Genomic DNA, 22,721 nt, shown 5'->3' with positions numbered 1-22,721 from the left:
AGCCCTGATCGCCATCTTAACCGATGCCTTATAAGAGACAGTTGGAGGACACTTACATGAAATATGTTGCACCCGCAGTCGTCATCGCCGCGCTCGCGATGCCCGCTCTTGCCGAAGAAGTCAAGATCGGCGTGATGTTGGGCTTTACCGGGCCGGTAGAGTCAATGACGCCGCAAATGGCCGCAGCGGCAGAAATGGCCATGAAAGAGGCAAGCGAAACAGAGCTTTTTCTAAACGGTAGCACGCTTACTCCGGTCCGGGGTGACAGCACTTGCATCGACGCAAGCGCGGCAACCGCAGCTGCGGAACGCCTGGTCACATCAGATCGCGTTAAGGGCATTGTCGGTGCGGCCTGTTCCGGCGTTACTACGGCGATCTTGCAAGGTGTGGCACGTCCCAACGGCATCGCTATGGTGTCACCCGCTTCCACGTCACCGGCCCTGTCGACGGTAGAGGATGACGGATTGTTCTTTCGCACATCGCCTGCTGATACGCGGCAAGGAGAGATCATGTCGGAAATCCTCACGGATCGGGGTGTGAAATCTGTCGCGGTGACCTTTACCAACAATGACTATGGCAAGGGTCTGTCGGATGCTTTCAAGACCGCTTTCGAAGATGCAGGCGGCGAAGTTACAATAACCGCATCGCATGAGGATGGAAAATCAGACTATTCGGGAGAGGTCGGTGCGCTGGCTTCTGCGGGGGGCGAAGTATTGGTTGTCGTGGGCTATATCGACCGGGGTGGCGCGGCGATCACCCAGCAAGCGCTGGACAGCGGTGCCTTCAACCGCTTTCATTTCGCGGACGCCATGATCGGTGACGCGCTGGAAGAACAATTCGGTACTGGTATCGATGGATCCACCGGCCAGTTTTCGGGTACAGACAGCCCGGGCGTCAACATGCTTGTGGAAATGGTCGGTAATGAATTTGACGGCACATCCGCCTATACGCCCGAAACCTATGACGCGGCGGCGTTGATGATTCTGGCGATGCAGGCGGCTGGGTCTACGGATGCATCCGAGTATAAATCGCACTTCTTTGATGTGGCAAACGCACCGGGCGAAAAAATCTATCCCGGGGAATTGGACAAGGCGCTGAAGATCCTGAGCGAAGGCGGCGAGATTGATTATGAAGGCGGCTCGGCGGTCGAACTGATCGGCTCCGGCGAAAGCGCCGGGAACTTCCGCGAGATCGAGATCATCGACGGCAAGGCCGAGACGGTGAAATTTCGCTAAAAGCGACAGTGTGAAAACCCCGGCCTGCCGGGGTTTTCAGTCTAAAGGCAAAGTGCAGCCAATCGGTTCAGCGCATCGCCTTCCATTGCCAGTACGGGCATCAGACGTTGCGCATTTTGGATCATATCGGCGTGAGTGTTCACACCCGCTTCAGTCGCCAGATCCCGTGCCATACGAAAAAGTATCGCCTGTTCGATCTGTTCGGTTTGCACCTCCAGCTCTTTGATCGCTTGTCTGACCGGGTCTTCGGGATTTCCAGGCGGGGGGCGTCGCGCGATCCGCGCGCGGCGCAGGGGTTTCACCACTGTTTCATGCCAATCGACGACAGCATCCAACGCCACAAGGCTTTTGGTGATGCGGCCTCTCTCATGCCCAAGCCAGAAGGCAAAAAGCAATAGATTGACATCGATGCCGGTGCGGTCTTGCAAGTCCAGACAAGCTGTTGCCACGCTGGGCCGGGAGTAGCGGTCTAGCGAGAACTGCCAGAACGGATTGTCCAGTGCCGGATCGTCAAAGAAGCTCATGCCGGCGGTGCGGATTTGCCCAAGCCCGCCCAACGTTGGATCGGCGCGCGGATGCCGAACTGGTCCAGCGTCCGTCCCACGGTGAAGGACACCATGTCGTCCAACGTATCGGGCTTCGCATAGAACGCGGGCACTGGCGGCGCGATAATCGCGCCCATCTCGGCGGCCGCCGTCATGCTGCGCAGATGTCCCAGATGCAGCGGCGTTTCGCGCACCATCAACAGCAACGGGCGACGTTCCTTGAGCGTGACATCCGCCGCACGGGTCAGCAAGGTCGACGTGACGCCGGTCACGATTTCCGACAGCGTCCGCACCGAACAAGGCGTGATCATCATACCGTCTGCCGGAAACGAGCCGCTGGCGATGGTGGCGCCGACATTGCCGATGGCGTGCAACTGATCGCACAGCGGTTCCAAATCGCGGATCCCGATGTCCAGTTCATCACGCAGAGTCAGTTCCGCTGAACGGCTGGCAACCACATGGCTTTCCACCCCCGCCGCGCGCAGCATCTCCAGCGCACGGATGCCATAGATCGCGCCACTGGCCCCGGAAAATCCGACAATAATACGTTTTCCGCTCATGGTTTCAGATATTGCGTGAGATCGATAGCGGCCACCCCCGGTACGGATTTGCGGGCAAATTCCGCTTCGCGGCCCCAAGGCATTGTCGCATCGATAGTCAGGCGGCCCCAGTGGTCTTTCTTCTCGTCACGGTAAAAGCCGGGGAAGTCATGCAGAACCTGTGCGCGGGTGTCGGCGCGTCCGCGTGTCATATAGGCCCACATCACATCATCCAGATTATAGATGTCGACATCGGAATCCACCGCGATCACGACTTTGTTGTAATCCAGATGCGAGCCAAGTGCTGCAAGGATCGCGTGTTTGCCGTGACCTTCATACTGCTTGTCGATCTTGATGATCGAGATCATCACATTCGGCTTGCAGCTGACGTCCAGCACCCCCGGCACCATGCGAGACACATGGCCATAGACCTTGGCCGCAATCACCGCTTCCAGCGGGCGCAGATCTTCGTTCGATCCGCAAAGCAGTCCGTGCAGCACGGCATCACGGCGGCGCTCAACATGGGTGACTTCAAAGACGTGGTTATCACCAACTTCAACATAGAACCCCATGAATTCGCCGAACGGGCCTTCGGGGCGGCGTTCGTTGGGCAAGAACCGGCCCTCGACGACGATGTCCACGCTTGCAGGCACCTCAAGGCCGATTGTTTTGCACTTGCGCATGGCGATTTTTTCGCCCCGGATCTGTGCGGCCATTGCCAATTCGCTGGCGTCGATGGGCAGCGAGGCACAGGCACCCAGAAACAGCTCCGGCGGGCAGGATAGCAGCAGCGCGGCCTCCAATGGCTCGCCCTTTGCCTCGGCCCGCTTCTGGTACTGGGTCAGGTCATGCGGCCCGCCCAGACGCACCCGCAGTTCGTCATCGCTGATCTGCTGGGAGCGGTGAAATGACAGGTTCGGGACGCCGGTGTCCGGATCGTTTGCCAGATAAACGGCCGAGGTAAAATAAGCGCCACCGTCCCTGCCGTGCCACGTCAGCGCAGGCAGATCGCTCAGCTTGCAAGTGATGAATTCGCCATCGACATCCGCCTTGGCTGGCACATAGACTGTCTCGTCCTTGGCACCCAGGCAGGCTTCGGTCAGTTCGATCCACCTTGCGCAGAAGGATTGGCCCGGCGCCGCACCGACCATCCGCAGCAACCTTTCATGGCTGCCATAGATGTTCGACACGACAGGGATGTCAGAGCCGGCAACATCATGGAACATCACCACTTCGTTGCTGCTATCCTGAAGTGCCTTGGTTACGGCGGCCAGTTCGAATTCGGGATTAACCTGCCGTTCCACGTGCTTCAGATCACCGTGTTCTTCAAGGTTCTTGAGTAGATGTTGCATATCGATCCTCCCCCCGGTTCAGGCAGCGGTCTTTTGTGAGCGAATGACAAGCGCCTTCTTGCGCATGAACCGCATGAACCCGCCGGGACCATAACGGCTGCCACCAAGCCCCGATGCGCCGAATGCTGTTTTCTCGGCCTGCGAAACACCGCCCATGGTGTCGAAATCGTTGATCCAGATGCCTCCGGCGTTTAGCTGTTCGCCCACGCGAATGGCCTCGTCTTCGTCACCGATCACGGTGGCGCTGAGGCCATAAATGGTCTCATTGGCAAGGCGCACGGCCTCGGACGTGTCATTGAACCGCATGATTGGCACAATCGGACCAAAGGTTTCGTCCTGCATGATTTTCATCGTGTGATCGACGTCGATCAAAACAGTCGGTTCGCACCACAATCCGCCATTGGAATTGATGATCTTGCCGCCGGTCAGGATTTTGGCCCCCTTGGCAACCGCATCATCCAATTGATCCTGAAGGATTGCGGCCTGTTTGTGGAAAATGACCGGGCCAAGCGGACCGGAATCCGCCGCATCGGTGTTCATTTTCTGCTTTTGCATTTCTTCCACGACGGCCTCGGTCAGTCGGTCTGCAAGGTCAGCATCAACGTAAACCCGTTCAATCGCACAACACAGTTGTCCGCTGTTTTCTACCGCACCGCGCACGATGATCTCGGCGGCGTTGTCCACATCGGCGTTCACAAGAACGATTGCCGCATCGTTGCCCCCCAACTCAAGGAAGGCAGTTTTGAACTGATCCGCGGCACGCTTTTGCACAATCTGGCCCGTGGGCACACTGCCGGTAAATACCAGTGTGTCGGTCAGATCAATCACGTCACCCCCGACCTCGGCACCACCTTCCACAAGAACAAGCACATCGCGCAGGGCGTCCACTTCGGCTATGGCGGTACGGAAGGTGGGGATGAAACGCGGCGTGACCTCGCTTGGCTTGATCATCACGGCAGAACCGGCAAGCAACGCGGTAATGGCGTCAATCATGCACAGGATCAGCGGATAATTCCACGGTGAGATGATCCCCACCAGCACATGCGGCACATATTGCTGCTGGAACCTCAGGCTGGCATCGGACCCGGATTGCCCGGTGATTTGCGCCATTGAATCCGCCGCCGTCGCACAGCGCATCTGCGTGATGCCCTTCAACCCTTCCAACTCGGCAACCGACATATCATAGCGTCCGGTGTCGTCCGTCAGTTTGCCAATGATCTCATCGCGGTGCTTTTCAACGGCGTCACAAAGCGCAAGCATTGCATCGCACCGCGCGGCCAGAGAAAGCTGTACCCAGTTCTCTTGGGCTTTGCGCATTTTGGCTGCAATAGTTTCCAGCTCCTCCCGGCTTTGCGGCTGAACGTCGTAGTCGACCTCGCCAGTGCGGGGATTGGTAACTTCTATTTTCTTGCGCATGTCGGGCACCTCATTGTCATTGAACGTGAACACGGCCGATAATCTCTGGCCGACGATTACGCACAACATAGCAGATCTCCGCCCCAGCTGGCGAAGGCGTTGACTATTGCATTAGGACGTTTGTCTTTTCATTTCGGAAACCCACCGTCTCTTCGGAGTATTTGATGTGCAGATTTTGGCGGGACGCCGAAGTAGGATTTGAACGCCGACGAAAAGCTGGCCTGACGTTCATAGCCCACGGCACGTCCGATTGCCCCAACTGGTTCGTCGCGCCGTTGCAACAGCGCGAGCGCGTGTTCCATGCGGATGTCGGTTCGGTATTTGTGAATGGTCGTCCCGTTCACAAGCCGAAAACCGCTTTTCAGCTTGGTCGTGTTGGTGCCGAATTCCTTGGCCAACCTGGTCAGCGTCAGATGTTCACCAAGGTCCTCGTGCAGCCGGGACCGGAGTTCGGCCATCATGCGAACGTCCGCGGTCGACAAATCCTGCACCGGATTTTCCTTTTCTGTCGCCGCATCTATGCAGTCCACGGATTCTCCTACCAGTTGCAGGACAAGCCCGGTCAGCGTCACCATATCGCGCTGGTTCGTTACCTGGAAGTTGATCATGCGCCGCAAGGTCATGAGACTGTCCGCAGAAAGCGTTGTCTCGATCATCGTGGAGATTCCGGCAGGCGGCGACGTCAGCGCCTGACCCGCCGCGCGGCTGAACGGGAAGTCTGTATATTCAGTCAGGAACGCCGGTGTGACATAAAGCGACATCTTGAGGTGTTCGCCGGGTCCGCTCCAGACGGTATAGTCAACGTCTTCGGTCTGACGACAGCAAAACAGATCACCACTTTGGAAACTGCTTTCCGGATCTTGCTGCCCAATCATACCAACTGCAACCGGCCCTTCAAGCATATAGTGAAATTCAACGAAACCTTCGCCTTTGACCGTCTCGATGCGGGGTTCACGTACATTTGCGCGTGTCGTCACGAATAAAAGCTCCCACCCCAATCGCATGAAATGCCAGCGAAACCTGCTATCTTGATCCTCAATGCCTACGTTTGTGCAATGGCTGTCCATCAAACGGTTGGTCAGCGTTGGCCAACCACTGCCCTCCTGTTCAACGGTCCTGAACACCTGAAGCAGTGAGTTACTGCCATCGCCGAGGATATCCCGAAACAAGCCCGAAGGCTTGGTATCTGGAACGGAAGGGTATTCGCTCGGTGGGATCATCCCATAAGTATTAAGCCCGCTGTCAGCCTTTGGCTATAGATGCGGTCACTTCGATTTCCACCTTTGCACCGGGACGCGGGATCTGGCAGACAATCAGCGTGTTCGTGGGCCGGATGTCACGAAACACTTCTCCCAGAACGGATGCCACCGCGCCCAGATCGGCGCCATCGGTCAGATAAACGCGGGCCTGGACCACATTTCGAATACTGGCACCCGCCTGCACCAGCGTGTCGTCAATCGCACTGAGGGCATTGCGTGCCTGCTCCGCCACATCATCAGGCAGATCACCAGTATCGGGATCGTCACCCAAGGTGCCGGAAACATAGATGCGGTCCACGTCAATTACTGCGCGGGCAAACCCGGCAAAGTCTTCTGCGGGCGCTCCTGAGAAGATACGGTTTTCCATAGGGTCTTGTCCTTTCGGGGCTAAGGGTGTGGCGGCCTGTCAAGTCCAGTCGCGCACAAGATTGCCTGAGGCGGCATGTCCGCTGGCGACGGCCCCGTTAAGCAGGGCCTGATAGAGGTAGTCGCCACAGAAATAGACGCGCTGTGGCGCGCTGTTGCGGCGCTCCCGGAAGGCACGCAGAGCGGTGCAATACCCCGGTTGGAACATCGGCAGCATCCGTTCAATCCATTGGTTGTGACGTTCAATGCAATGCGTTTCCAGTTCCGGGCAGATCGCGGCCATGCGCTCTGCAATCATCTGATCCAACTGACCTGTCCGCCCCTCGTTGCGCGCGCGGGCAACGGCGTCGGGCGAAAGCTGCGCATACAGTTGGGTCTTTTCGCCTGCGGGGGATGCCTGAAACAGGGAGACGCCCCGTGCCGCGTCCCTTGAATAGAACTGCATGGATTCTTCCTTTTTGCAGTCCAAAAGGTAGTGGACCGCCCCGTAAGAGCTATACCGGACCTGAGAGAAAAACCGGCTGTCCTCATCTGCAAGGGACGGCATGACCGCGGGAACCAGATCGCCTGGCAGCGCACAGATGACATAGGCTGCGGTAAGGGTTTCGGTTTCGCCCCCTCTTTGAATCTGGATCTCGCAGGGGTTTCCGGGGGTGATACGCGTGACCCTCGCGTTTGTCTGTATATCAAGGCCGGAGGCAATGGCATCCGGCAGGGCCTGCATATCAGGCTTCAACGACATCACAGATGTTCCAAAAAGATTCGGAATCGTGCTGAGGTAAAATGCGGCCGATACGTCGTCCGGCAGCCAGTTTCGCGCACCGATGAATATCGGGTCCACCAGTCGCGACAGCGCATTTTCTCCGAGGGTTTGAAGAATATAATCTGACAGCGCAATATCGTCCGCCTCGCGCACGCTGGTAGCATCGTCAGGATCCGCTCGGCGGCGCAGTTTCCAGAGCTGAACGGCATGCCTCACCAGCCGGTATCGTTCCTTGAATGTGAGGCCCGGTGTAAACAGGCTTGCTGGCCCGGGCATAAGATGGACGTCCCAGCATGCATCCCGTCCGATGGTCTTGGCGGTCAATTGCCGCGCGTGGGACAGATTATCCGCAAGCCCCAACTCTTCGAGCAAGGCAGAAAACGGTTTGCTACATGAATACAAAAGGCGTGCGCCCCTGTTGAACGCCAGATCGCCCACCTGCTGTGTCCCGACACGCCCACCAACATGGTCTGTTTCCTCAAGGACACAAACGCGATAGCCGCGTTTGGAAAGATCCCGCGCGGCGCTTAGGCCGGCGACACCTGCACCTACGATGACAACACATTTGTCCGGCATTTCAAGATCATCCGCTGAATTCAGAACCATGTCATGATGGCCAAGAAAAAGTCGGCTGCCAACGCTACGGTTTTCACAAATCAGTCCGCTTCTATTCGCTGAAAGAAGTTCTTTGCATGGATGCAGGCTGTTTCGTGCTGCACTGCGGCACGAAACAGCCCTGTTAACGACAGCTTCGGGCCGGCCTAGGCGATCGCACCCCAGTTGCGAAATTGGCTTCGGGCGGTTGGCATGTCGCTAGCTATGCGCCTCCGCCAGATGCCATGCCTCTCGATAAGGATTGAGCCAACCAAGGGGGCGGCCAATCTCTAGTCCCATCTTGCTGTAGTCAGGCAAAAAGCGTCTCATATTGCTATCGTTGCGCTGTTGCCCGCGCTTTCCAGGTGTCGCGAGCCAAAGAGCGTGAGACTCCTTCACGGCGGCGGCGACCTCCGCACTCGGCACGATGAAACAATTTGGTGGGTCGACCAGCGAGCTCCCGAAGTCGAGGAAGGCATAAAGCAGGTTTTCAGACACAATGTCTTCATGCTTCTTGCCCATGTGCCAGCCGCCATCGCTGCCTTTGTCAACGCGCGTCTTGACCTGAATTGCACATAGCTTCTCTCCAATGTCATCGGTGACAATGAGGTCCGCGTTTGGGACCCCGACTGGAGCCAGTGCGGCAATCAAGCCGCGCCGCAGAAACTGACACATGACGTAGTGCTCACCGGCTGCGCCCAGAAGCATAGTTGCGGAAGGCATACGAAAACTCCCCGGGTGTTCTACTCGGCACATTCCTTCAGCCCACGGCCAACCGCAAGACATGGGCATGGCTTACGGAAAGGTGGCAGGCTTTGAATGACCGCTTTGGCTGGCCGCGTTGCAGCACCCAGACCTTGTCTGAAGGTCGGCTTCGGGCCGTTCAAGATCAGGCATAGCAAGGCTATCCGGCTCTGTGCAGATTTACTTTCAAGTCAGCCCATTTCTGGCAGAACTCATCAATCCGGGCCTCGATCTCTTCGCTGGGGTTCAGCACAAAGAATGTCCTTGGACTGTAAGCGGTCGCCCGCACTGCCAAGCCTGGCATCCCGACTTCGCCCAGCCAATAATCGACCTCAGCGTCATGGCCGCCTCGCCGCCGGGTATTGTGATGGTAGATTACGGCGCATCGACCTTTGGCCACCTCCTGCACTTCGGCGAGGGGCATCTGCTTTCCGAACTTCGCCCGCCCCTTTCGCCAATCGGCGTCATCGATGATACCATTATCCGGGTCTGCGAATACGAGATCGCATGTAGATAGTCTTTCCCTCACACGCTTGAACCAAGCGGTGCGCCAGCTGCGGCGTTCACGAGGTGCTATCATACTGCTGTCTACGCTCTCTTCAGAAGAAATCACACCCTCCAGCATCGGCAGTAGCGAGCTGATCGAGCGCGCGTCCCTCGTAATGTTACGAAGATGGCTGAACAGGACCGGGTCCAAGTGTTCGTAGTGTTGTGGTTGATCGAGATAGGTGATGTGCCGCCCATCCCCATTGTGGCTCTCGTTTGGGTACCGGTACCACACCACGCCCAATTTCCGACCCGGGGATAGGGATCTCAGCAGCCCGAGCTTTACAAAGTCTCCAACATCTCCGGCATAGCGGTCTTGCACTTGGAGTAACCTATTCCCTCTTTGTCCACGATTCACCACCAAGTCATTATCGCATTACAGGCCTGTGGGCCACCAACTCACATGGACAGCTGTACAAGATCAGATAAATATTCTCCGTTGAGAGCTTTCGAGGGCGGGTCCAGTTTTGCATGTCCAACGAATGGCCGCTTCGACAGGCCGCACCGCAGCATCGGGCTGGTTCGATCAGCGGCAGCTCTAGGCCGGTCATCATGCCATCTACAGGCCATCACTTTCGGTGGTCAAACTCTTCTGCAGGCCCTCGCTCCACTTGCGCAGTTCGTCCAGGAAACCCAAGGCCGTGCGCCCCAAGTCGGTGATTTCGTAAACCACGGTGATCGGAGCAGTGTCGCAGACTTCGCGCCTAACCAGCCCCTGGTTTTCGAGTTGCCGCAAGCGTTCCGTGATCATCTTCTTGGATGCGCCGCCGATCATCCGGGCGAGGCCGTTGAACCGCACTGGCCCATCTTTGACGTGCCAAAGGATAGAGCCAGTCCATTTCCCTCCGATGATCCGCATGCCACGCTCGATCGCGCAGGGCTCAGTGCAGGCATTTGCCGCGCTCCGTCGGCCAGCACCGTCTATTTCGATCTTCGCATCCATCGTTTTGCGCTCCGCTGACCTATTCCGGCTTAGGTTACAAAAAGTATACTGGTTGTTTTTGCTGCCCACCACGTTCATCTCATCCCGGACCCCGCCTATGTCAAGCGGGCGCAGCAACGATGGAACAGACGACATGAGCAAGATCTACATTCTGAACGGCGCGCAACCCTATGAATTTGCCCCCCGGTGAACTCAACGAAACGCTGGTAGAGCGCGCCAAGGCCACATTTGCGGCGCAGGGACACGAGGTCCGCCTGACTACGGTGGCAGCCGGTTACGATGTGCAGACCGAGGTGGACAGCCACCTCTGGGCGGACGTGGTCGTCCTGCAGTTCCCGGTGAACTGGATGGGCGTGCCGTGGTCGTTCAAGAAATACATGGATGAGGTCTACACGGTCGGCATGGGCGGGCAGCTCAGCAACGGCGACGGGCGTAGCGCTGCCGCACCGAAAGCGAATTACGGCATGGGCGGCAAGCTGGCAGGAACCCGTTACATGATCTCGGCAACGCTGAACGCCCCGGCTGAGGCCTTCGACGACCCGGCAGAGCCGTTCTTCGAGGGCATGTCCCTGGACGACCTCCTGCGCCCGGTCCATCTGAACGCCAAGTTCTTCGGCATGGCGCCGCTGCCGACTTTCGGGGCTTTCGACGTGATGAAGAACCCCGACGTAACCACAGATCTTGCCCGGTTCGACGACCATCTGGCAATGACCTTCGGGGAGTTTGCTAATGACGCGGCCTGACATTGTCCTCTACACCGCCAACACAATGAACGGCTGGAAGCCTTTGATCTTCCTGCACGAAGCGCAGATCGACTATGAGCTGGTGCCGATAGATTTCGGCAAGAAGTAGCAGAAGGCGCCGGATTATCTGCGCCTGAATCCGAACGGGCGCATTCCGACCATCGTGGATCGCGGCGCGGATGACTTCGCCGTGTTCGAGAGCGGCGCGATCCTGTGTTATCTCGCCGAGAAATACGACCGCTTCCTCAGCCACGATCTCAAGGAGCGCTCGGAGACGCTGCAATGGCTTATGTTCCAGATGGGCGGGATCGGCCCGATGATGGGCCAGGCAATGTTCTTCCAGCGGATCGCCAAGCCGAATGGCGACGAGGTGCCCTATGCCGTTAACCGCTACGTGACCGAGAGCCGCCGCCTGCTGGAAGTGCTGGATACGCGGCTTGCCCGGCGCGACTGGCTGGTCGGTGATGCGATGTCCATCGCGGATATCGCGACCTACCCCTGGGCGCGCAGCTACTTCTGGGCCACGGTGAGCGTCGACGGATTGCCGAACCTGCAAGCGTGGTTCGACCGCATTGACGCCATGCCGCGGGTCCAGGAGGCGCTGCCGCAGCCGCGACCGTCGGCTTTCGGTCAGGGCGATTCGGAGGCTGCGGCCGCAGAGAACGCAGCGCGGTTCCGCTGAACAGCTGACGCGCTGTCTCACGGAGAGGTCAAGTCAGCGCGTCATTTCCCTTCTAAGAGCAGTGGTTCGGATCAATGTCCGCTTGATGGTGCTGCGAAGCAGTGTTCTGAAGGTCGGGAATGGGCCGTCTGTGGCGACGGCCCAGCGGTTTAGATTTCGATAGCTTCGGCGATCACCAGCGCATCTTCAAGCTCGACGCCGAGGTACCTGACAGTGCTGTCCATCTTGGCGTGACCCAACAACAGTTGGACCGCCCTTAGGTTGCCTGTTTTCTTGTAAATCTGCGTGACTTTCGTTCGCCGCATCGAGTGCGTGCCATAGGCGCTTGCCTCCAGACCAATGGATGTCACCCAGTCACGCACAATGCGCGCGTACTGGCGGGTAGAGATGTGAAGCCGTTCGTGAAAACGCCCAGGCCAGAGGTATTCGGATCCGACCATCAGCGGCTCCCGCATCCATCTTGCCAGCGATGCACGGGTGCCTTCGGAGATTTCGAAGCGCACAGGTTTCTGGGTCTTGCTCTGAAGAACCGACGCGCGTTCCTTGATTTGGCCGGATGCCATAACATCGACCACCCTCATTTTCACCAGATCGCAGCCGCGCAGCTTGCTGTCGATGGCAAGATTGAAGAGGGCCAGATCACGGTGGTTCTCGGCCAATTCCAGCCGCACCCTGATCGCCCAGACGTGTTTGGGCTTGAGCGGCCTTTTCTGGCCGACGATCCGGCCTTTGTTCAAGGCTGGGCGTAAGGCGCGGATGGCCGGTAAGTTTGATGTTTCCATGATGGATCCTCCGATCCACCACGCCCTCCCACATCGACAACCCGACGTTGACAAGACATCATACCATATGATGCTGCGCCGCATCCGAGGTCGGCTTTGAGCCCAAACTGACCGCGTTGGTCGTAGGAGGCTTCGCAGTGGCAGCATGGGCGTGCTTGTCGTGATCGGGCCCGTAGCGGCCCTTCGCATATGAAGCCGGGAAGGTCTGGTTCCGGGGTGTTACTAACAAGTGGGAGCGCGCAACGGAACGCCGCTGCACTTTTAGAACATTGACCCGATGTCGGACGCCCCCGTCGGGTAGGCGGCGGGCATCGCTTTCACCTGCGCCGCCGTCAGCCCCAGCTTGATCGCCAGCGAGAAGACGTTGATCAGCTCGGCATACTCCGGGCCGAACATGTGGGCTCCGAGGATCTTGCCATCCTTGCCGGTGATGATCTTCGCACCGGCATGTGTTTCACCGATGCGCTTCTGCGAGAACCAGCCCGACGTGTCGGTGAAGCTCACCTCCACATCACCCAACTCTCGCGCCTCTTCCTCAAGCAGGCCGACCCGCGCCAGCTCGGGTATGGTGAACACCACGCTCGGCACTCCGGTGTAGTCGGGTTCAGTCCGCTTGTCCTTCAGCATGTTGGAGGCGGCGATCTTACCTTCGAAGACGGCGACCGGGGTCAGCGGCTTTCCTGGCGAGGCGGCAGCATCTCCGGCGGCATAGATGCGTGGGTTCGATGGAGATTGCAGCCAAGCCGCAACCTTCACGCCACCGTGCTCGGTTTCGATACCGGCAGCCGCAAGGTCAAGATGATCGATGTCCGGCACCCTACCTGCACCGTGAACGACGAGATCGGCTTCGATGGAATGGTTCTGCCCGGCCTTGCGGTAGAGCACGCGGTGCGCCCCATCCGTATCCCCAATCCGCTCCATTTCGGCCTCAGCCATGATCTCAATCCCGGCTTCGCGGCTCCGTTCGAGCAACATCTCTACGAGGTCGGGGTCAAACATCTTCAACTGGCGTGCGCCGCGGTCGAGGATTGTCACCTCAGCTCCCGCCCGCGCAGCGATATGGGCGAATTCGAAGGAGATGTAGCCGCCACCGACAAAGACGATCCGGCGCGGCAGTTCGGCGAGGTTCAGGAAATCGGTGCTGTCGATCAGTCGCTCGGCACCGGAAAATTCCAGCGGCCTCGGCTTTGCGCCCGTAGCAATCAGTGCGCGGCGAAAGGCGATCTCGCCGTGGCCGTCGATCTCGATCCGGTCCTTGGCGGTGAAGCGCGCGCGACCATGTAGCGTTTTCACCCCGGCCTCTGTCAGCCCACTTTCCATGCTCTCGGGCACCGGGTCGGTGAAGCTCTCCTTGTGCTTCATCAGCGATGGCCAATCGATCTTGGTCTCTCCTGCGACGCCCTTGCCTTCGAGCAGCCGCACGGCCTCCACCGCCTCGGCGCCGGCGCGCAGCATCTTCTTCGGGTCGCAGCCACGGAGTGCGCAGGTGCCGCCATAAGGTAGCTCGTCGACGATGGCGACGGACCAACCCGCCTGGCTGCATTTTTTCGCGGCATTGATCCCGGCCATGCCGGCGCCGATGACGATCAGGTCGAGTGTCTCGGTCATATGTGCTCCTCGTTCATGCTTGTCAGTCTGGGGCCGCTCACGCGTTCAACGATAGCGACCCATCAATCGTTCACTCAGCCCCCAGATCGCCATAGTGCCTCCACCCGTCGCAATGCCGAGCCAACGCCAGCCGTCCTCTCCGAGCGGCACCAGCCCCGTGCCATGGCCCAGCACAGGGAGCGTCATCGCCAGCAGGAAGGGCCCGGTGTAGCGGCAATGGACCCGGCCACAACGCCGGGCATTGAACAGGCAGGCACTTCCCATCCACGCCAATGCAAGCAACCAGATCCCCATCTTGGGTCCATCGGGCAGTGGAATCGCCAGCACCATGGCACCTATCGGCAGCCACCAGGCGAGAGCGGCGTCGAGGGTCGAACCGAGGAGGTCGCGTTTCGATCTGCCGCTCATGCCTTCACCCTGCGCAGCAGCTGAGCGCGGCCACGTCCTTCTCGAAGGTCTGGGCCGCAAGCTTCAGCCCTTCCACCGTCGTGAGATAGGGCATGATGGTATCGCCCAACTCGTCGTAGGTGAGCTCGGCTTTCAGCGCCATCGCTGCGGTCTGGATGCTGTCTGCGCCCTCGGGGGCGAGGATCTGCGCCCCCAGCAGGCGTTTGCTTCCTGCCTCGGCCACCAGCTTGATCAGCCCGCGCGTGTCGCGGGCGGCAAGCGCGCGCGGAACGGCGTCGAGCGGCAGGACCGAGGTGAGGACCTCGCGCCCCGCGGCGCGGGCCTGTGCCTCGCTCAGTCCCACGCCCGCCACCTGCGGATCGGAGAACACGACCCAGGGCATCGTGCTGTTGTCGTAGCTGCGTGCCTCTCCCGCCACCGCGTTCCGGGCGGCGAGCTTGGCGCCGTAGGCTGCCATGTAAACGAACTGGTCACGGCCGATGACGTCGCCTGCGGCCCAGACACTGGGGTTGGAAGTGCGCATCTGCGCGTCCACCACGATGCCGCCGCGCGCGTCTGTCTCGATCCCGGCTGCGCCGAGGTTCAAGCCATCACTGTTCGGCACCCGCCCGGTGGCAAGCACCAGTCGCTCGGCGATGAAGTTCTCACCTACGTTGCCGCTCAGACGTAGGCCGTCGCCATCGCGCACCACGCTCTCGTAGCCGGCGACCCGCGCCAAGCGAATACCCTCGGAAGCGAGGTAGCCCTCCAGTGCTTCGGAGATCTCGGGTTCGGCCTCCGGCAACACGCCGCGGCGGCTGACCAGGGTCACCGCGACACCGGCACGGGCGAAGAGCTGCGCAAGCTCCACGCCGATATAGCCAGCACCGAGGACCAACATCGAGGCGGGCAGAACGGTGAGTTCCAGCGCCGACGTGCTGTCGAGGGCGCCGATATCCTCAATGCCGGGGATCGCGGGCACGTGGGGACGCGATCCGGTTGCGATAATGATTTTCGCTGCCGGGAACGCCACCCCGTCTACGGTGAGATTGCCTTGGTCGTCGAACAGGGCGCGACCTTCGATGTAGTCCACGTTCTCGTGCCGAGGCAGCACGTCGGCGTATTTTGCCGCGCGCAACTCCTCCACGAGCGCCTGCTTTTGCGCGACAGTCGCAGTCCAATCAGTCACGCTGGCTTCGGCACTGATGCCGTTGAACCGATTGGCGGCGCGGGCGTGGTGAAGACCCTCCACGGCGCGGATCAGGGCCTTGGAGGGCACGCAGCCCACGTTCACGCAGGTCCCGCCAATCGTCCCATCGCCGACCAGAGCGACACGTGCCCCAGCTTCTGCGGCGGTAATGGCGGCAGAAAATCCGGCCGAACCAGCGCCGATCACAGCGAGATCGTAACCGCCCTTGGGAGTGCAGCAATCTTTCATATCATTCTCTCTTCAATTCGTGCGTTGGCGCCGCCAGAGCGCGAAAATGGTGATGCCGATGAACACTGCCAGCGCCGGCAGGAGCACGAAGTCGAGCCAGCCCAGCAGGGCCGAAAGCCCGACCGCGCCCAGCAGGACCACAAGGACCGGGGTGAAGCAGCACAGCGCCACCAGGACGGTGCCGATCAGCCCGTATTTCAGCAAGCGGTCGTCCTTGGGGTGTTCCTGGCGCTCGCTCACGAGCCGTCTTCCGCGGCCAGTGTTGCGCCATAGCCCACGCCGGTGACGGCGGCGATAAGCCGGGCCGGGCCGGTCACGGCGTCATCATAGTGCAGGACGTAAACGCCATCCTCGGCCTCGCCCTCGAGGAATTCCGCGATCTCTACAGTCTCGACGCGCTTGAGCGCCGTGGCGACGATATAGCTGCACGAGGGGCAGGTTAGACCAGTGACGTGCAGGCGGGTCTCGGCTTCGGCTGCAAAGATCGCGGTCGGCGAGATCCAGAGGATGGCAGCGAGTAACATTTGTCTCATGATGGGCTCCGATATCAGAAGGTTAGGATGCGCGGCGCGACATAGGGAAAGACCAAGGCCAGGAGCACCACGGCCAGCGCACCCCAAAGCAGTCCGCGCATCAGGCCGCGATCCACCGGGCGTGCGCAGACCCCGGTGCCACAGTCCTCAGCAGACACAGGTCGGTAAGCCTTCCAGAATCCATAGCCGAGCGCCGCCAAGGCGAAGGAGAGGGTTACCCACTTGTAGGCGTAGAGCGCTGTGAGTTGGCCGATGAAGACCCCGGTGACGCCAAGGCTAACCAGGACCAGCGGCAGGATGCAGCAAGAGGTCATCGCCAGCGCCCCGAGCACCCCGGCGCCAGTGGCTGTCCATCCGGTCCTGTCAGGCCTATCTTCCGTCTGAGGTTCTGCCCCGTTCGTCTCCACCATCATCTTGTCGCCCTGTTGTCGTTCGATAACTGACAAGATAGGGTCTGTAGTAGCTACAGGATCAAGGAGAAATCTCATGCCTGACGATTACGCCCTCGCGAGCGACCTGAAGCGTTCCGATCTCGCCAAGCTGACAGGCTGTAACCTCGAGACGATCCGCTACTACGAAAATGTCGGCCTGATGCCTGATCCGCCGCGCACCGCGTCAGGTCATCGCCGCTACGGACCGGCGCATGTGGAGCGGCTGCACTTCGTGATGCGCGCACGGGATCTTGGCTTTACCATGGAAGAGATCCGCGGGCTGCTGTCTCTGGTCGATCGCGGCAGTCACACCTGCGCCGAGGTCGAGCGGATGGGGCGCCACCATCTCGAGGTAGTGCGCGACAAGATCCGCGACCTCAAGGCGATCGAGACCGTGCTCGCTCAGACAATCGCACGCTGCACCGGGTCCGACACACCAGATTGCCCCTTGCTCGACGTCCTTAGTGCGGGACAGACCAAGTCAGAGTAATCAGAAAGCTCGGTGGAATAGCTGTCATACACGCGAATTGCAGCGAATGGCCGTTGTCCGCCCGACATTCAGTGGTGATCGCAGACGTGGCGAATAGCGAGCACGTGCGGCGAACGGCAGAAAGGTCCCGCACTGCCGACCTTCAGCCTCCGAAATGCTGCGAGATCGACGAACGACCGGTTTGGTGAAGCTGCATCGCGGCGAGCAGCCAGGGACTGAACGGCAGGTTTGGGCCGGCCGCACCAAGCGCGCCATGCTGCCACTGCGAAGCCTCCAACGGCTTACGCGGTCAGTTTGGGGCTCCTTCCTGCCATTCATTGCTGTTGGAAATGGCACCGGCGTTGAGGTGGCAGGTGAAGGACGGCAATGCGGACTTTCCTGCCGTTCGCTGCCGCTGCTCAGATTGCGCTGCGATTGCGAGGGCCTTTGGAATGAAAAGGCGGAAACCGGACCTTAGCTGCGAGTGCTCAATGTAATTTAGGAATCTTCCAGAGCCGCCGTTCGTCACCCCCAGATTTCATGCAAAATAGAACTCTTACCTGCAAGGAGGCCCACTTTCTGCGAACACTCGATTACTTTAGTCCAGCAAAACTGTTATTGTTCTTTAGAGCCAGAAGATCGGCGGCCAAAGATTGATCGCCATGGCTCAAGGCACAAAAATCTATCTGAAGACTTCTCGCGATGTATCGAGCGTGTTCCCGAGACGCCTCCTGATGATGCGCAAGCGTTTCGACATCCCATGCGGGGCGAGAACGGGAAGTGTCCTCAGATCGATTCTTGAAGATGCGTACTGGATCTGCCTCCAAGTGCAACATCGACGAAACATCAATGGCTTCGAAAACGGTACTTGATATGCGCGCAAGGCCTGAATTGTTATCGATTACAACATGGCCATCCATGACAATCAGATTGGCGTTGGGATCCTTTTCGAGCGCAAACCCTTGAATTAAAAGCCGCTGATTTTCCTCAAGATCAGCATGACGCAGGCTATCGCGAGCATCTGAACCTTTTTCGCGGGCTGCCGCAATGAGCGTGCCACCAGTCAGATGTTGAAATTCCCGCGTTGCAGAGAGCTTTCGAAGAAAGGTGGTCTTACCGACTCCCGAGATCCCAGTTAGTGCCACGACACGCTTTTTCATACGTCGAAAACCAAGTCGGCCCGAGCGATGAGCCCTTCGGCCAGCTCATGCGACAATCTATATATTGACTGCTGAGGATGCCCTTTAATGACGCCCATTGTCTTGAGTTCATCGATGGAAATGGCCGGCTCAATGTAAGACACAAGAAGATAGTTTATGACCTTAACTGGTTTTCCCTTTTCCTTTACCTTTCGTTCCCACTCCTCCAGCTCTTCCTCACTGTATACAGATCTTCCCCCGGTCAGATGCATGAGTTCTCGCTTTGATCCCGCAAGCGTCATGCTCTCCAAAATCCCGAGTGCCGTGATAGCCTGAGATGGCGGGTTTATTGATACGCCCTTGTAGAAAAACAGGACTGAGCCTGGCGGTCCGAGATTGGATTGTGCTTGGCATAGATACACCTTCCGGATGGTATTTCCCGGCCTTGTGATGCCGTCGGCTCGCGATGCTCCCGAGAACAAATCAGGTTGTCGAGGTTTCCAGAGGTCCGGGAAGAGCGTGTCGTGGTAGTCCTCCTTGATGGGAATGCCGAAACCCGGCGTATCGGTATCAAACACAAACCGCGGGTAGTGCTTCCGAGCTTGTTCAAATGGACTTATGTCCGACTGTCGCTTAAGTGGTTTATCAGAAAAGTCTCGTTCGTAGATATATTCGCCATTGGTGTTATTGCCCGCATTCCGGAACCCGTAGTACTCGAGTAACTCCATTAAAGGTTCTTGGTCTTCATACGTCGTTAGGTATGCGAGCTCGTAACCATTGTGTTGGGCGTACCACAGCACCTGCTTGAGCAGCAGCTCCCCAAGCTTCACACCACGATTTTCAGGCGCGACTTTGAAGGTGCAAACTTTGAGGATCTTATCAGCCTTCGTAACTGCGTCGGTATCGTCTGCGTCTTCATCTTTGCGAACAATCAGGCCTGCCAGTTGGTCGTTGTCGTAGACGACCCAGCATGATCGACGCTGTTTTACACATTTCTCGCGCCACCAGTCATCGAACTCCGGATAGCCATCCCTGAGACTGTCGAAAAACCTGTCGTCTCCATCAATCTCATGCGCTTCTACTTCGCCGACGTGGCGAATGGGCACGTCTTTCGGTTCATAGGTCTGGACAAGAAGATCTGTCGCATCGCTCACGAACAAGACGCGTCGAGCGAGATCTGGGGACCGGTTTTGCGCGCGTTGATGTAGCCCTTTATCTTCGGTGACGAGAAAGTCCGCTACGCCCTTCTCAAGGGTATGCAATAGCGTTGCATCGACCACATCGTTCGGTTTTTTTAACGCACCGAAATCTGCGGCAAGCTTGGCTTCAGTTAATCCGCGCTGTTTCCTCAGCAGCCGGTATTTTTCGATCTTGCTGAGGGAAATCGTCCGGCGCGCGACATCCTTGTCCCGCGCGATATCGTCCTTGGCAGCCTCGTGTACGAAGATGTCGACCTTGTGGGTCAATGCGAGAGCGTGAAACCTTGAATAAGCCGCTTCAACTTTGTGATTATCTTCGAGCCCGATCAGAATGTTCGTATCAATGAGATACGATTGCTGGTTCATCTTGCAGGGCCTTTCTCAAATCACGCTTTGCATACAAAAATGACTGCGGTGGTTCGAAGCCGAACTTCTCCCGGAGCTCATGTAGGGGCAGCGGACGAGAAAACGACTTAACGTCGCCGAACACGAGGGCATATCCGTGGTCCAAGCCCTCAAAATACTTATCGAACAAAGGTTTTTCAATAAATGCGGTGCTTTCAAACTCTTCCCATATTTGCTCGACAGGAAGCTTTAAGACCTCACTAATTGACGCCGTCCCAACCATGGCTTTCACGGGCGATGTCGAGTATATATATGCCAATGTCCCATTTGGTGCAGACACTGGGAAGCGACGCCGCAACTCTACCGTTTTGCGGCCTTCCAGGATTTTCTCTGAATAGACCGGCTTGATTGAAAGAACGACGTCGCGTTGTGTTTTGAACGGTTCGTCACCAAGCAATGGCAGCACGAGTTGATCTTCACTCCCTTGCTCAACATCAAACCCACCGTCCAGACGCGCTGAAATAGGTGCGTCTACGGGAAAGTGTGCATTCAGGCGAAGAGAAGCGCCGAGCGCTTCGACATAGCGCTGAACCGTGCTGAGATAGATCTCACCACCTTTTTCGATCTTTGAAATGGCTGCTTGTTGGACATCCAGCCGATCTGCAATCTGTTTTTGAGTCAACCCGGCAAGAAGGCGCAGGCGCCGCAATTCGGGGCCCACCGAAGCCGAGCCTCGCGCGTTTGGAATGGCCTTGGCTTCGACAATCTTTCCTGTGAGTTTGCCCATATATCACCTCTTTTTTGGCCATTGCGTAGCTGGTACGGGCATTCCTTGCAAGGAATAGTTGAAGCGGATGCGAATAATTCGAATCGTAACGTCCGGAGAGCTGACCTCGGGCTGCTTCCTGATTGGGCGCCCGCTCCGAATGGTCGCTATGCGGGCTGTGGCTGCGGCATCAAGACCAGATACCCAAAGGCAGCTGAGAGCCGGGAGACGTCTTGATCGCAAAGGGCGCAGAGGTGACCCAAATTTCCGCGCCGGCAGCGACCAGGGTAGACGCCGGTGATGTTGCGCCGCTACCTCCACTTGATAGGATAGCCCGGACCATCGGAGCACCAAAGTTTGGATATTGAAAGCCCAATACCGCGCGCAGATCTTCTGGCGATGATCTCTGACCAGATTCCGGAGGTCTATCCGGATTACGGCATCAAGAGAACCGAAGCTCTCGGAGCACGGGTGCTGGAGGATCTCTATATCTTGGCGAGATGCGCGGTCAGCAAGTGCCGTGTGACTTACACCGATGCGATCAACCTTCGGGGCTATGGAAATAGGCAAAACGGCAGATGGTTGGATGACGTCTACAGCTTTGCAATTTCTCCTTTGGGATTCCCAGATCTCACTATGTTGGTGGTGAACGCAGCCACCGGGCAGCCCAGTGAGGACGCTTTTGAGGCACGCCGAAGCAAGCTCAGTGAGATCCAGATCTCAGAAGTCCCCCGTGAGCAGAATCGGTGCATTTGGTTCGATGCCTATGAGGCAGTTCTCGGCCCCCTGGAGCCCATTCCAACGGAATATCACTATGCGCGATCGGTAATGCCAGAGCCGCCACTGGAGGCCGAGATACGTAGGGCAGTCTCTAACGCAATCCAACGTGTAAATGGCGTCGGCAAGATGACCGTAAAGGTCGGCAAGGAGTACGTGGGCTCTGGGAACTACTCGGAGCTTTGTCTTTTGACGAGCCAACTTCTGAAAGAGCAGGAAAGTCGCTGCGCCTTGACCGGCCAGCCTTTCGAGACGCGCTCGGCCGCGGAGGGGGGCGTCCAAGATGATCGAATGTCACTCGATCGGATCGACAACTCCCTCGGCTACTGCGATGGGAACGTCCAGCTCGTGACGCAATTCGCAAACCGCGCACGTGGGCAAATGTCGATCCAAGAAGCCCGGCGCCGACTCGTTCAGTATGCGGAGCCTTGATTGCTCACATGTCTGAATTGTCACCAGCGGCAGGTTTGGGAAAGCTGTAATGCAGCGAGGTCCATCCCCTCGAATGACCGCTTAGGGCCGTTCACCGCACAGCAGGCGATGCTGCAACTGCGAATAGCTTAAACCTCAGCACGATCAATAAGGGCTCGTCCCTGCCATAAGCTGCATCGAGCACTGAAGCCTGCTTTGCGGACAAAGCTGCCGCACGGCGATCACGTCCGTCTCAATCTGAGCGACAGCGTGCAAGCACCTCTGGTAGATTTTTTACAGCATCGATTGGCAGGTCGGTCGCGGAGACGTAGGAAAACCATTTCGCCTCGACAGCATCATCTCCGGCCGTCGCGCGACCAGAGACATAGAAACATTCGACCGGCGTCAAACGATAGCGATAAGTTCGAGAGCCATCCGACGCGTGGGATACTTCTTCAAACTCTGGAAACGCTTTCAGAGCCGCAACGTAGATGCCCGTTTCTTCAAGAGTCTCGCGCACAGCGCCCTCAAACGCGTTCTCATCGTCGTGGAGTTTTCCACCGGGCAGCCCCCATAGGCCGTCGTCTGGAGACAATTTCCTGCGCACAAGCAGCACTTTTCCTTGGTGGCGAACGATAGCAATGCAGCCGCGCACTGCTGGGCAATTGGTCTCTCTCATTCGTTACAATTAGCCTCCGACAGCACAAAT

Annotated in this window: 27 protein-coding genes and 1 pseudogene; 7 read left to right on the top strand and 21 right to left on the bottom strand. The window is 58.2% G+C overall.

Annotated elements, in window-relative coordinates; all coding sequences use genetic code 11:
• Positions 1-56 precede the first annotated feature (56 nt).
• A complete protein-coding gene (locus tag ACGYK9_RS06580; protein ID WP_276155026.1) occupies positions 57-1,235 on the top strand; it encodes an ABC transporter substrate-binding protein in 1,179 nt (392 codons plus the stop codon).
• 41 nt (positions 1,236-1,276) lie between these two features.
• On the opposite strand, the gene ACGYK9_RS06575 is transcribed toward ACGYK9_RS06580, so the two are convergent.
• The 10 genes from ACGYK9_RS06575 to ACGYK9_RS06530 all read right to left on the bottom strand — a co-directional run bounded on the left by ACGYK9_RS06575 (position 1,277) and on the right by ACGYK9_RS06530 (position 10,302).
• The gene (locus tag ACGYK9_RS06575) at positions 1,277-1,759 is read right to left on the bottom strand and encodes a TIGR02444 family protein (RefSeq protein WP_276155025.1); all 483 of its coding nucleotides are present in this window, start codon (positions 1,757-1,759) and stop codon (positions 1,277-1,279) included.
• Entirely contained in the window at positions 1,756-2,340 is a 585-nt protein-coding gene (locus tag ACGYK9_RS06570) for a UbiX family flavin prenyltransferase (RefSeq protein WP_276155024.1), read from the bottom strand. Before ACGYK9_RS06570 ends, ACGYK9_RS06575 begins: the two co-directional genes overlap by 4 nt.
• On the bottom strand, positions 2,337-3,671 hold the full coding sequence (locus tag ACGYK9_RS06565) for a UbiD family decarboxylase (protein ID WP_276155023.1): 1,335 nt from the start codon (positions 3,669-3,671) through the stop codon (positions 2,337-2,339). The genes ACGYK9_RS06570 and ACGYK9_RS06565 overlap by 4 nt, the downstream gene beginning before the upstream one ends.
• 18 nt (positions 3,672-3,689) lie before the next feature.
• Positions 3,690-5,087 (bottom strand): aldehyde dehydrogenase family protein, encoded by a 1,398-nt coding sequence (locus tag ACGYK9_RS06560; RefSeq protein WP_394413245.1) that lies wholly within the window; start codon positions 5,085-5,087, stop codon positions 3,690-3,692.
• Positions 5,088-5,215: 128 nt separating this feature from the next.
• The gene (locus ACGYK9_RS06555; protein WP_394422449.1) at positions 5,216-6,256 is read right to left on the bottom strand and encodes a helix-turn-helix transcriptional regulator; all 1,041 of its coding nucleotides are present in this window, start codon (positions 6,254-6,256) and stop codon (positions 5,216-5,218) included.
• Positions 6,257-6,329: 73 nt separating this feature from the next.
• Positions 6,330-6,713, bottom strand: coding sequence for a RidA family protein (locus ACGYK9_RS06550; protein WP_276155020.1), 384 nt, complete (start codon positions 6,711-6,713; stop codon positions 6,330-6,332).
• A gap of 39 nt (positions 6,714-6,752) precedes the next feature.
• Complete coding sequence (locus tag ACGYK9_RS06545; protein WP_276155019.1) at positions 6,753-8,081, bottom strand: NAD(P)/FAD-dependent oxidoreductase; 1,329 nt, start codon at positions 8,079-8,081, stop codon at positions 6,753-6,755.
• A gap of 207 nt (positions 8,082-8,288) precedes the next feature.
• Positions 8,289-8,792: a hypothetical protein gene (locus tag ACGYK9_RS06540; RefSeq protein WP_067268112.1), complete on the bottom strand. Its 504-nt coding sequence runs from the start codon at positions 8,790-8,792 to the stop codon at positions 8,289-8,291.
• 181 nt (positions 8,793-8,973) lie between these two features.
• Positions 8,974-9,681 carry a hypothetical protein gene (locus ACGYK9_RS06535; protein ID WP_276155018.1) on the bottom strand — a complete coding sequence of 236 codons (708 nt, stop codon included), beginning with the start codon at positions 9,679-9,681 and terminating at the stop codon, positions 8,974-8,976.
• 237 nt (positions 9,682-9,918) lie between these two features.
• Entirely contained in the window at positions 9,919-10,302 is a 384-nt protein-coding gene (locus tag ACGYK9_RS06530; RefSeq protein ID WP_276155017.1) for a helix-turn-helix domain-containing protein, read from the bottom strand.
• 170 nt (positions 10,303-10,472) lie between these two features.
• Here ACGYK9_RS06530 and ACGYK9_RS06525 point away from each other — a divergent pair, with 170 nt between their 5' ends.
• The 4 genes and pseudogenes from ACGYK9_RS06525 (at position 10,473) to ACGYK9_RS06510 (ending at position 11,727) form a co-directional block, all read left to right on the top strand.
• The gene (locus ACGYK9_RS06525; RefSeq protein WP_276155016.1) at positions 10,473-11,045 is read left to right on the top strand and encodes an NAD(P)H-dependent oxidoreductase; all 573 of its coding nucleotides are present in this window, start codon (positions 10,473-10,475) and stop codon (positions 11,043-11,045) included.
• Complete coding sequence (locus ACGYK9_RS06520; RefSeq protein WP_276155015.1) at positions 11,032-11,154, top strand: hypothetical protein; 123 nt, start codon at positions 11,032-11,034, stop codon at positions 11,152-11,154. Before ACGYK9_RS06525 ends, ACGYK9_RS06520 begins: the two co-directional genes overlap by 14 nt.
• 15 nt (positions 11,155-11,169) lie before the next feature.
• Positions 11,170-11,262 (top strand): annotated as a pseudogene (locus ACGYK9_RS06515) (glutathione S-transferase); the annotation flags it as partial.
• A gap of 72 nt (positions 11,263-11,334) precedes the next feature.
• Positions 11,335-11,727, top strand: coding sequence for a glutathione binding-like protein (locus ACGYK9_RS06510; protein WP_346348374.1), 393 nt, complete (start codon positions 11,335-11,337; stop codon positions 11,725-11,727).
• Between the two features lie 149 nt (positions 11,728-11,876).
• On the opposite strand, the gene ACGYK9_RS06505 is transcribed toward ACGYK9_RS06510, so the two are convergent.
• The 7 genes from ACGYK9_RS06505 to ACGYK9_RS06475 form a co-directional block, all read right to left on the bottom strand.
• The gene (locus ACGYK9_RS06505) at positions 11,877-12,509 is read right to left on the bottom strand and encodes a tyrosine-type recombinase/integrase (RefSeq protein WP_394413231.1); all 633 of its coding nucleotides are present in this window, start codon (positions 12,507-12,509) and stop codon (positions 11,877-11,879) included.
• 261 nt (positions 12,510-12,770) lie between these two features.
• Positions 12,771-14,117, bottom strand: coding sequence for a dihydrolipoyl dehydrogenase family protein (locus ACGYK9_RS06500; protein ID WP_394413228.1), 1,347 nt, complete (start codon positions 14,115-14,117; stop codon positions 12,771-12,773).
• Between the two features lie 45 nt (positions 14,118-14,162).
• On the bottom strand, positions 14,163-14,525 hold the full coding sequence (locus ACGYK9_RS06495) for a hypothetical protein (RefSeq protein WP_394378778.1): 363 nt from the start codon (positions 14,523-14,525) through the stop codon (positions 14,163-14,165).
• Between the two features lie 4 nt (positions 14,526-14,529).
• The gene (gene merA / locus ACGYK9_RS06490; protein WP_394386297.1) at positions 14,530-15,942 is read right to left on the bottom strand and encodes a mercury(II) reductase; all 1,413 of its coding nucleotides are present in this window, start codon (positions 15,940-15,942) and stop codon (positions 14,530-14,532) included.
• Positions 15,943-15,954: 12 nt separating this feature from the next.
• Positions 15,955-16,182 (bottom strand): mercury resistance system transport protein MerF, encoded by a 228-nt coding sequence (gene merF, locus ACGYK9_RS06485; protein WP_292025023.1) that lies wholly within the window; start codon positions 16,180-16,182, stop codon positions 15,955-15,957.
• Positions 16,179-16,475 carry a heavy-metal-associated domain-containing protein gene (locus ACGYK9_RS06480; RefSeq protein ID WP_394386295.1) on the bottom strand — a complete coding sequence of 99 codons (297 nt, stop codon included), beginning with the start codon at positions 16,473-16,475 and terminating at the stop codon, positions 16,179-16,181. The genes merF and ACGYK9_RS06480 overlap by 4 nt, the downstream gene beginning before the upstream one ends.
• A gap of 14 nt (positions 16,476-16,489) precedes the next feature.
• A complete protein-coding gene (locus ACGYK9_RS06475; RefSeq protein ID WP_292025026.1) occupies positions 16,490-16,885 on the bottom strand; it encodes a mercuric transporter MerT family protein in 396 nt (131 codons plus the stop codon).
• 76 nt (positions 16,886-16,961) lie between these two features.
• Here ACGYK9_RS06475 and ACGYK9_RS06470 point away from each other — a divergent pair, with 76 nt between their 5' ends.
• Positions 16,962-17,396: a helix-turn-helix domain-containing protein gene (locus tag ACGYK9_RS06470; RefSeq protein ID WP_394386293.1), complete on the top strand. Its 435-nt coding sequence runs from the start codon at positions 16,962-16,964 to the stop codon at positions 17,394-17,396.
• Between the two features lie 572 nt (positions 17,397-17,968).
• On the opposite strand, the gene ACGYK9_RS06465 is transcribed toward ACGYK9_RS06470, so the two are convergent.
• The 3 genes from ACGYK9_RS06465 to ACGYK9_RS06455 are packed head-to-tail and all read right to left on the bottom strand — an operon-like array spanning position 17,969 to position 20,845.
• Entirely contained in the window at positions 17,969-18,535 is a 567-nt protein-coding gene (locus tag ACGYK9_RS06465; protein WP_276154897.1) for an AAA family ATPase, read from the bottom strand.
• On the bottom strand, positions 18,532-20,079 hold the full coding sequence (locus tag ACGYK9_RS06460; RefSeq protein ID WP_276154898.1) for a GNAT family N-acetyltransferase: 1,548 nt from the start codon (positions 20,077-20,079) through the stop codon (positions 18,532-18,534). The genes ACGYK9_RS06465 and ACGYK9_RS06460 overlap by 4 nt, the downstream gene beginning before the upstream one ends.
• Positions 20,054-20,845: a helix-turn-helix domain-containing protein gene (locus ACGYK9_RS06455; protein WP_276154899.1), complete on the bottom strand. Its 792-nt coding sequence runs from the start codon at positions 20,843-20,845 to the stop codon at positions 20,054-20,056. The genes ACGYK9_RS06460 and ACGYK9_RS06455 overlap by 26 nt, the downstream gene beginning before the upstream one ends.
• 336 nt (positions 20,846-21,181) lie before the next feature.
• On the opposite strand from ACGYK9_RS06455, the gene ACGYK9_RS06450 reads away from it, so the two are divergent.
• A complete protein-coding gene (locus ACGYK9_RS06450; RefSeq protein ID WP_276154900.1) occupies positions 21,182-22,033 on the top strand; it encodes a hypothetical protein in 852 nt (283 codons plus the stop codon).
• Positions 22,034-22,265: 232 nt separating this feature from the next.
• On the opposite strand, the gene ACGYK9_RS06445 is transcribed toward ACGYK9_RS06450, so the two are convergent.
• On the bottom strand, positions 22,266-22,691 hold the full coding sequence (locus tag ACGYK9_RS06445; protein WP_276154901.1) for an NUDIX hydrolase: 426 nt from the start codon (positions 22,689-22,691) through the stop codon (positions 22,266-22,268).
• Positions 22,692-22,721: the final 30 nt, after the last annotated feature.

Origin of the sequence: Sulfitobacter sp. 1A15258, assembly GCF_043557045.1 — a bacterium.
In the GTDB taxonomy this organism is placed as follows: Bacteria; Pseudomonadota; Alphaproteobacteria; order Rhodobacterales; family Rhodobacteraceae; genus Sulfitobacter; species Sulfitobacter faviae.
Note: the sequence above shows the minus strand (reverse complement) of the source record. Positions and strands in the feature narration are given on the sequence as shown.

Bases quoted from the DNA above. Each gene is read 5' to 3' on its own strand.
- ACGYK9_RS06580 (WP_276155026.1), top strand. From the start codon at position 57: ATGAAATATGTTGCACCCGCAGTCGTCATCGCCGCGCTCGCGATGCCC.
- ACGYK9_RS06575 (WP_276155025.1), bottom strand. From the start codon at position 1,759: ATGAGCTTCTTTGACGATCCGGCACTGGACAATCCGTTCTGGCAGTTC.
- ACGYK9_RS06570 (WP_276155024.1), bottom strand. From the start codon at position 2,340: ATGAGCGGAAAACGTATTATTGTCGGATTTTCCGGGGCCAGTGGCGCG.
- ACGYK9_RS06565 (WP_276155023.1), bottom strand. From the start codon at position 3,671: ATGCAACATCTACTCAAGAACCTTGAAGAACACGGTGATCTGAAGCAC.
- ACGYK9_RS06560 (WP_394413245.1), bottom strand. From the start codon at position 5,087: ATGCGCAAGAAAATAGAAGTTACCAATCCCCGCACTGGCGAGGTCGAC.
- ACGYK9_RS06550 (WP_276155020.1), bottom strand. From the start codon at position 6,713: ATGGAAAACCGTATCTTCTCAGGAGCGCCCGCAGAAGACTTTGCCGGG.
- ACGYK9_RS06545 (WP_276155019.1), bottom strand. From the start codon at position 8,081: ATGGTTCTGAATTCAGCGGATGATCTTGAAATGCCGGACAAATGTGTT.
- ACGYK9_RS06540 (WP_067268112.1), bottom strand. From the start codon at position 8,792: ATGCCTTCCGCAACTATGCTTCTGGGCGCAGCCGGTGAGCACTACGTC.
- ACGYK9_RS06530 (WP_276155017.1), bottom strand. From the start codon at position 10,302: ATGGATGCGAAGATCGAAATAGACGGTGCTGGCCGACGGAGCGCGGCA.
- ACGYK9_RS06525 (WP_276155016.1), top strand. From the start codon at position 10,473: ATGAATTTGCCCCCCGGTGAACTCAACGAAACGCTGGTAGAGCGCGCC.
- ACGYK9_RS06520 (WP_276155015.1), top strand. From the start codon at position 11,032: ATGACGCGGCCTGACATTGTCCTCTACACCGCCAACACAATGAACGGC.
- ACGYK9_RS06510 (WP_346348374.1), top strand. From the start codon at position 11,335: ATGTTCCAGATGGGCGGGATCGGCCCGATGATGGGCCAGGCAATGTTC.
- ACGYK9_RS06505 (WP_394413231.1), bottom strand. From the start codon at position 12,509: ATGGAAACATCAAACTTACCGGCCATCCGCGCCTTACGCCCAGCCTTG.
- ACGYK9_RS06500 (WP_394413228.1), bottom strand. From the start codon at position 14,117: ATGACCGAGACACTCGACCTGATCGTCATCGGCGCCGGCATGGCCGGG.
- ACGYK9_RS06495 (WP_394378778.1), bottom strand. From the start codon at position 14,525: ATGAGCGGCAGATCGAAACGCGACCTCCTCGGTTCGACCCTCGACGCC.
- merA (WP_394386297.1), bottom strand. From the start codon at position 15,942: ATGAAAGATTGCTGCACTCCCAAGGGCGGTTACGATCTCGCTGTGATC.
- ACGYK9_RS06480 (WP_394386295.1), bottom strand. From the start codon at position 16,475: ATGAGACAAATGTTACTCGCTGCCATCCTCTGGATCTCGCCGACCGCG.
- ACGYK9_RS06475 (WP_292025026.1), bottom strand. From the start codon at position 16,885: ATGGTGGAGACGAACGGGGCAGAACCTCAGACGGAAGATAGGCCTGAC.
- ACGYK9_RS06470 (WP_394386293.1), top strand. From the start codon at position 16,962: ATGCCTGACGATTACGCCCTCGCGAGCGACCTGAAGCGTTCCGATCTC.
- ACGYK9_RS06465 (WP_276154897.1), bottom strand. From the start codon at position 18,535: ATGAAAAAGCGTGTCGTGGCACTAACTGGGATCTCGGGAGTCGGTAAG.
- ACGYK9_RS06460 (WP_276154898.1), bottom strand. From the start codon at position 20,079: ATGAACCAGCAATCGTATCTCATTGATACGAACATTCTGATCGGGCTC.
- ACGYK9_RS06455 (WP_276154899.1), bottom strand. From the start codon at position 20,845: ATGGGCAAACTCACAGGAAAGATTGTCGAAGCCAAGGCCATTCCAAAC.
- ACGYK9_RS06445 (WP_276154901.1), bottom strand. From the start codon at position 22,691: ATGAGAGAGACCAATTGCCCAGCAGTGCGCGGCTGCATTGCTATCGTT.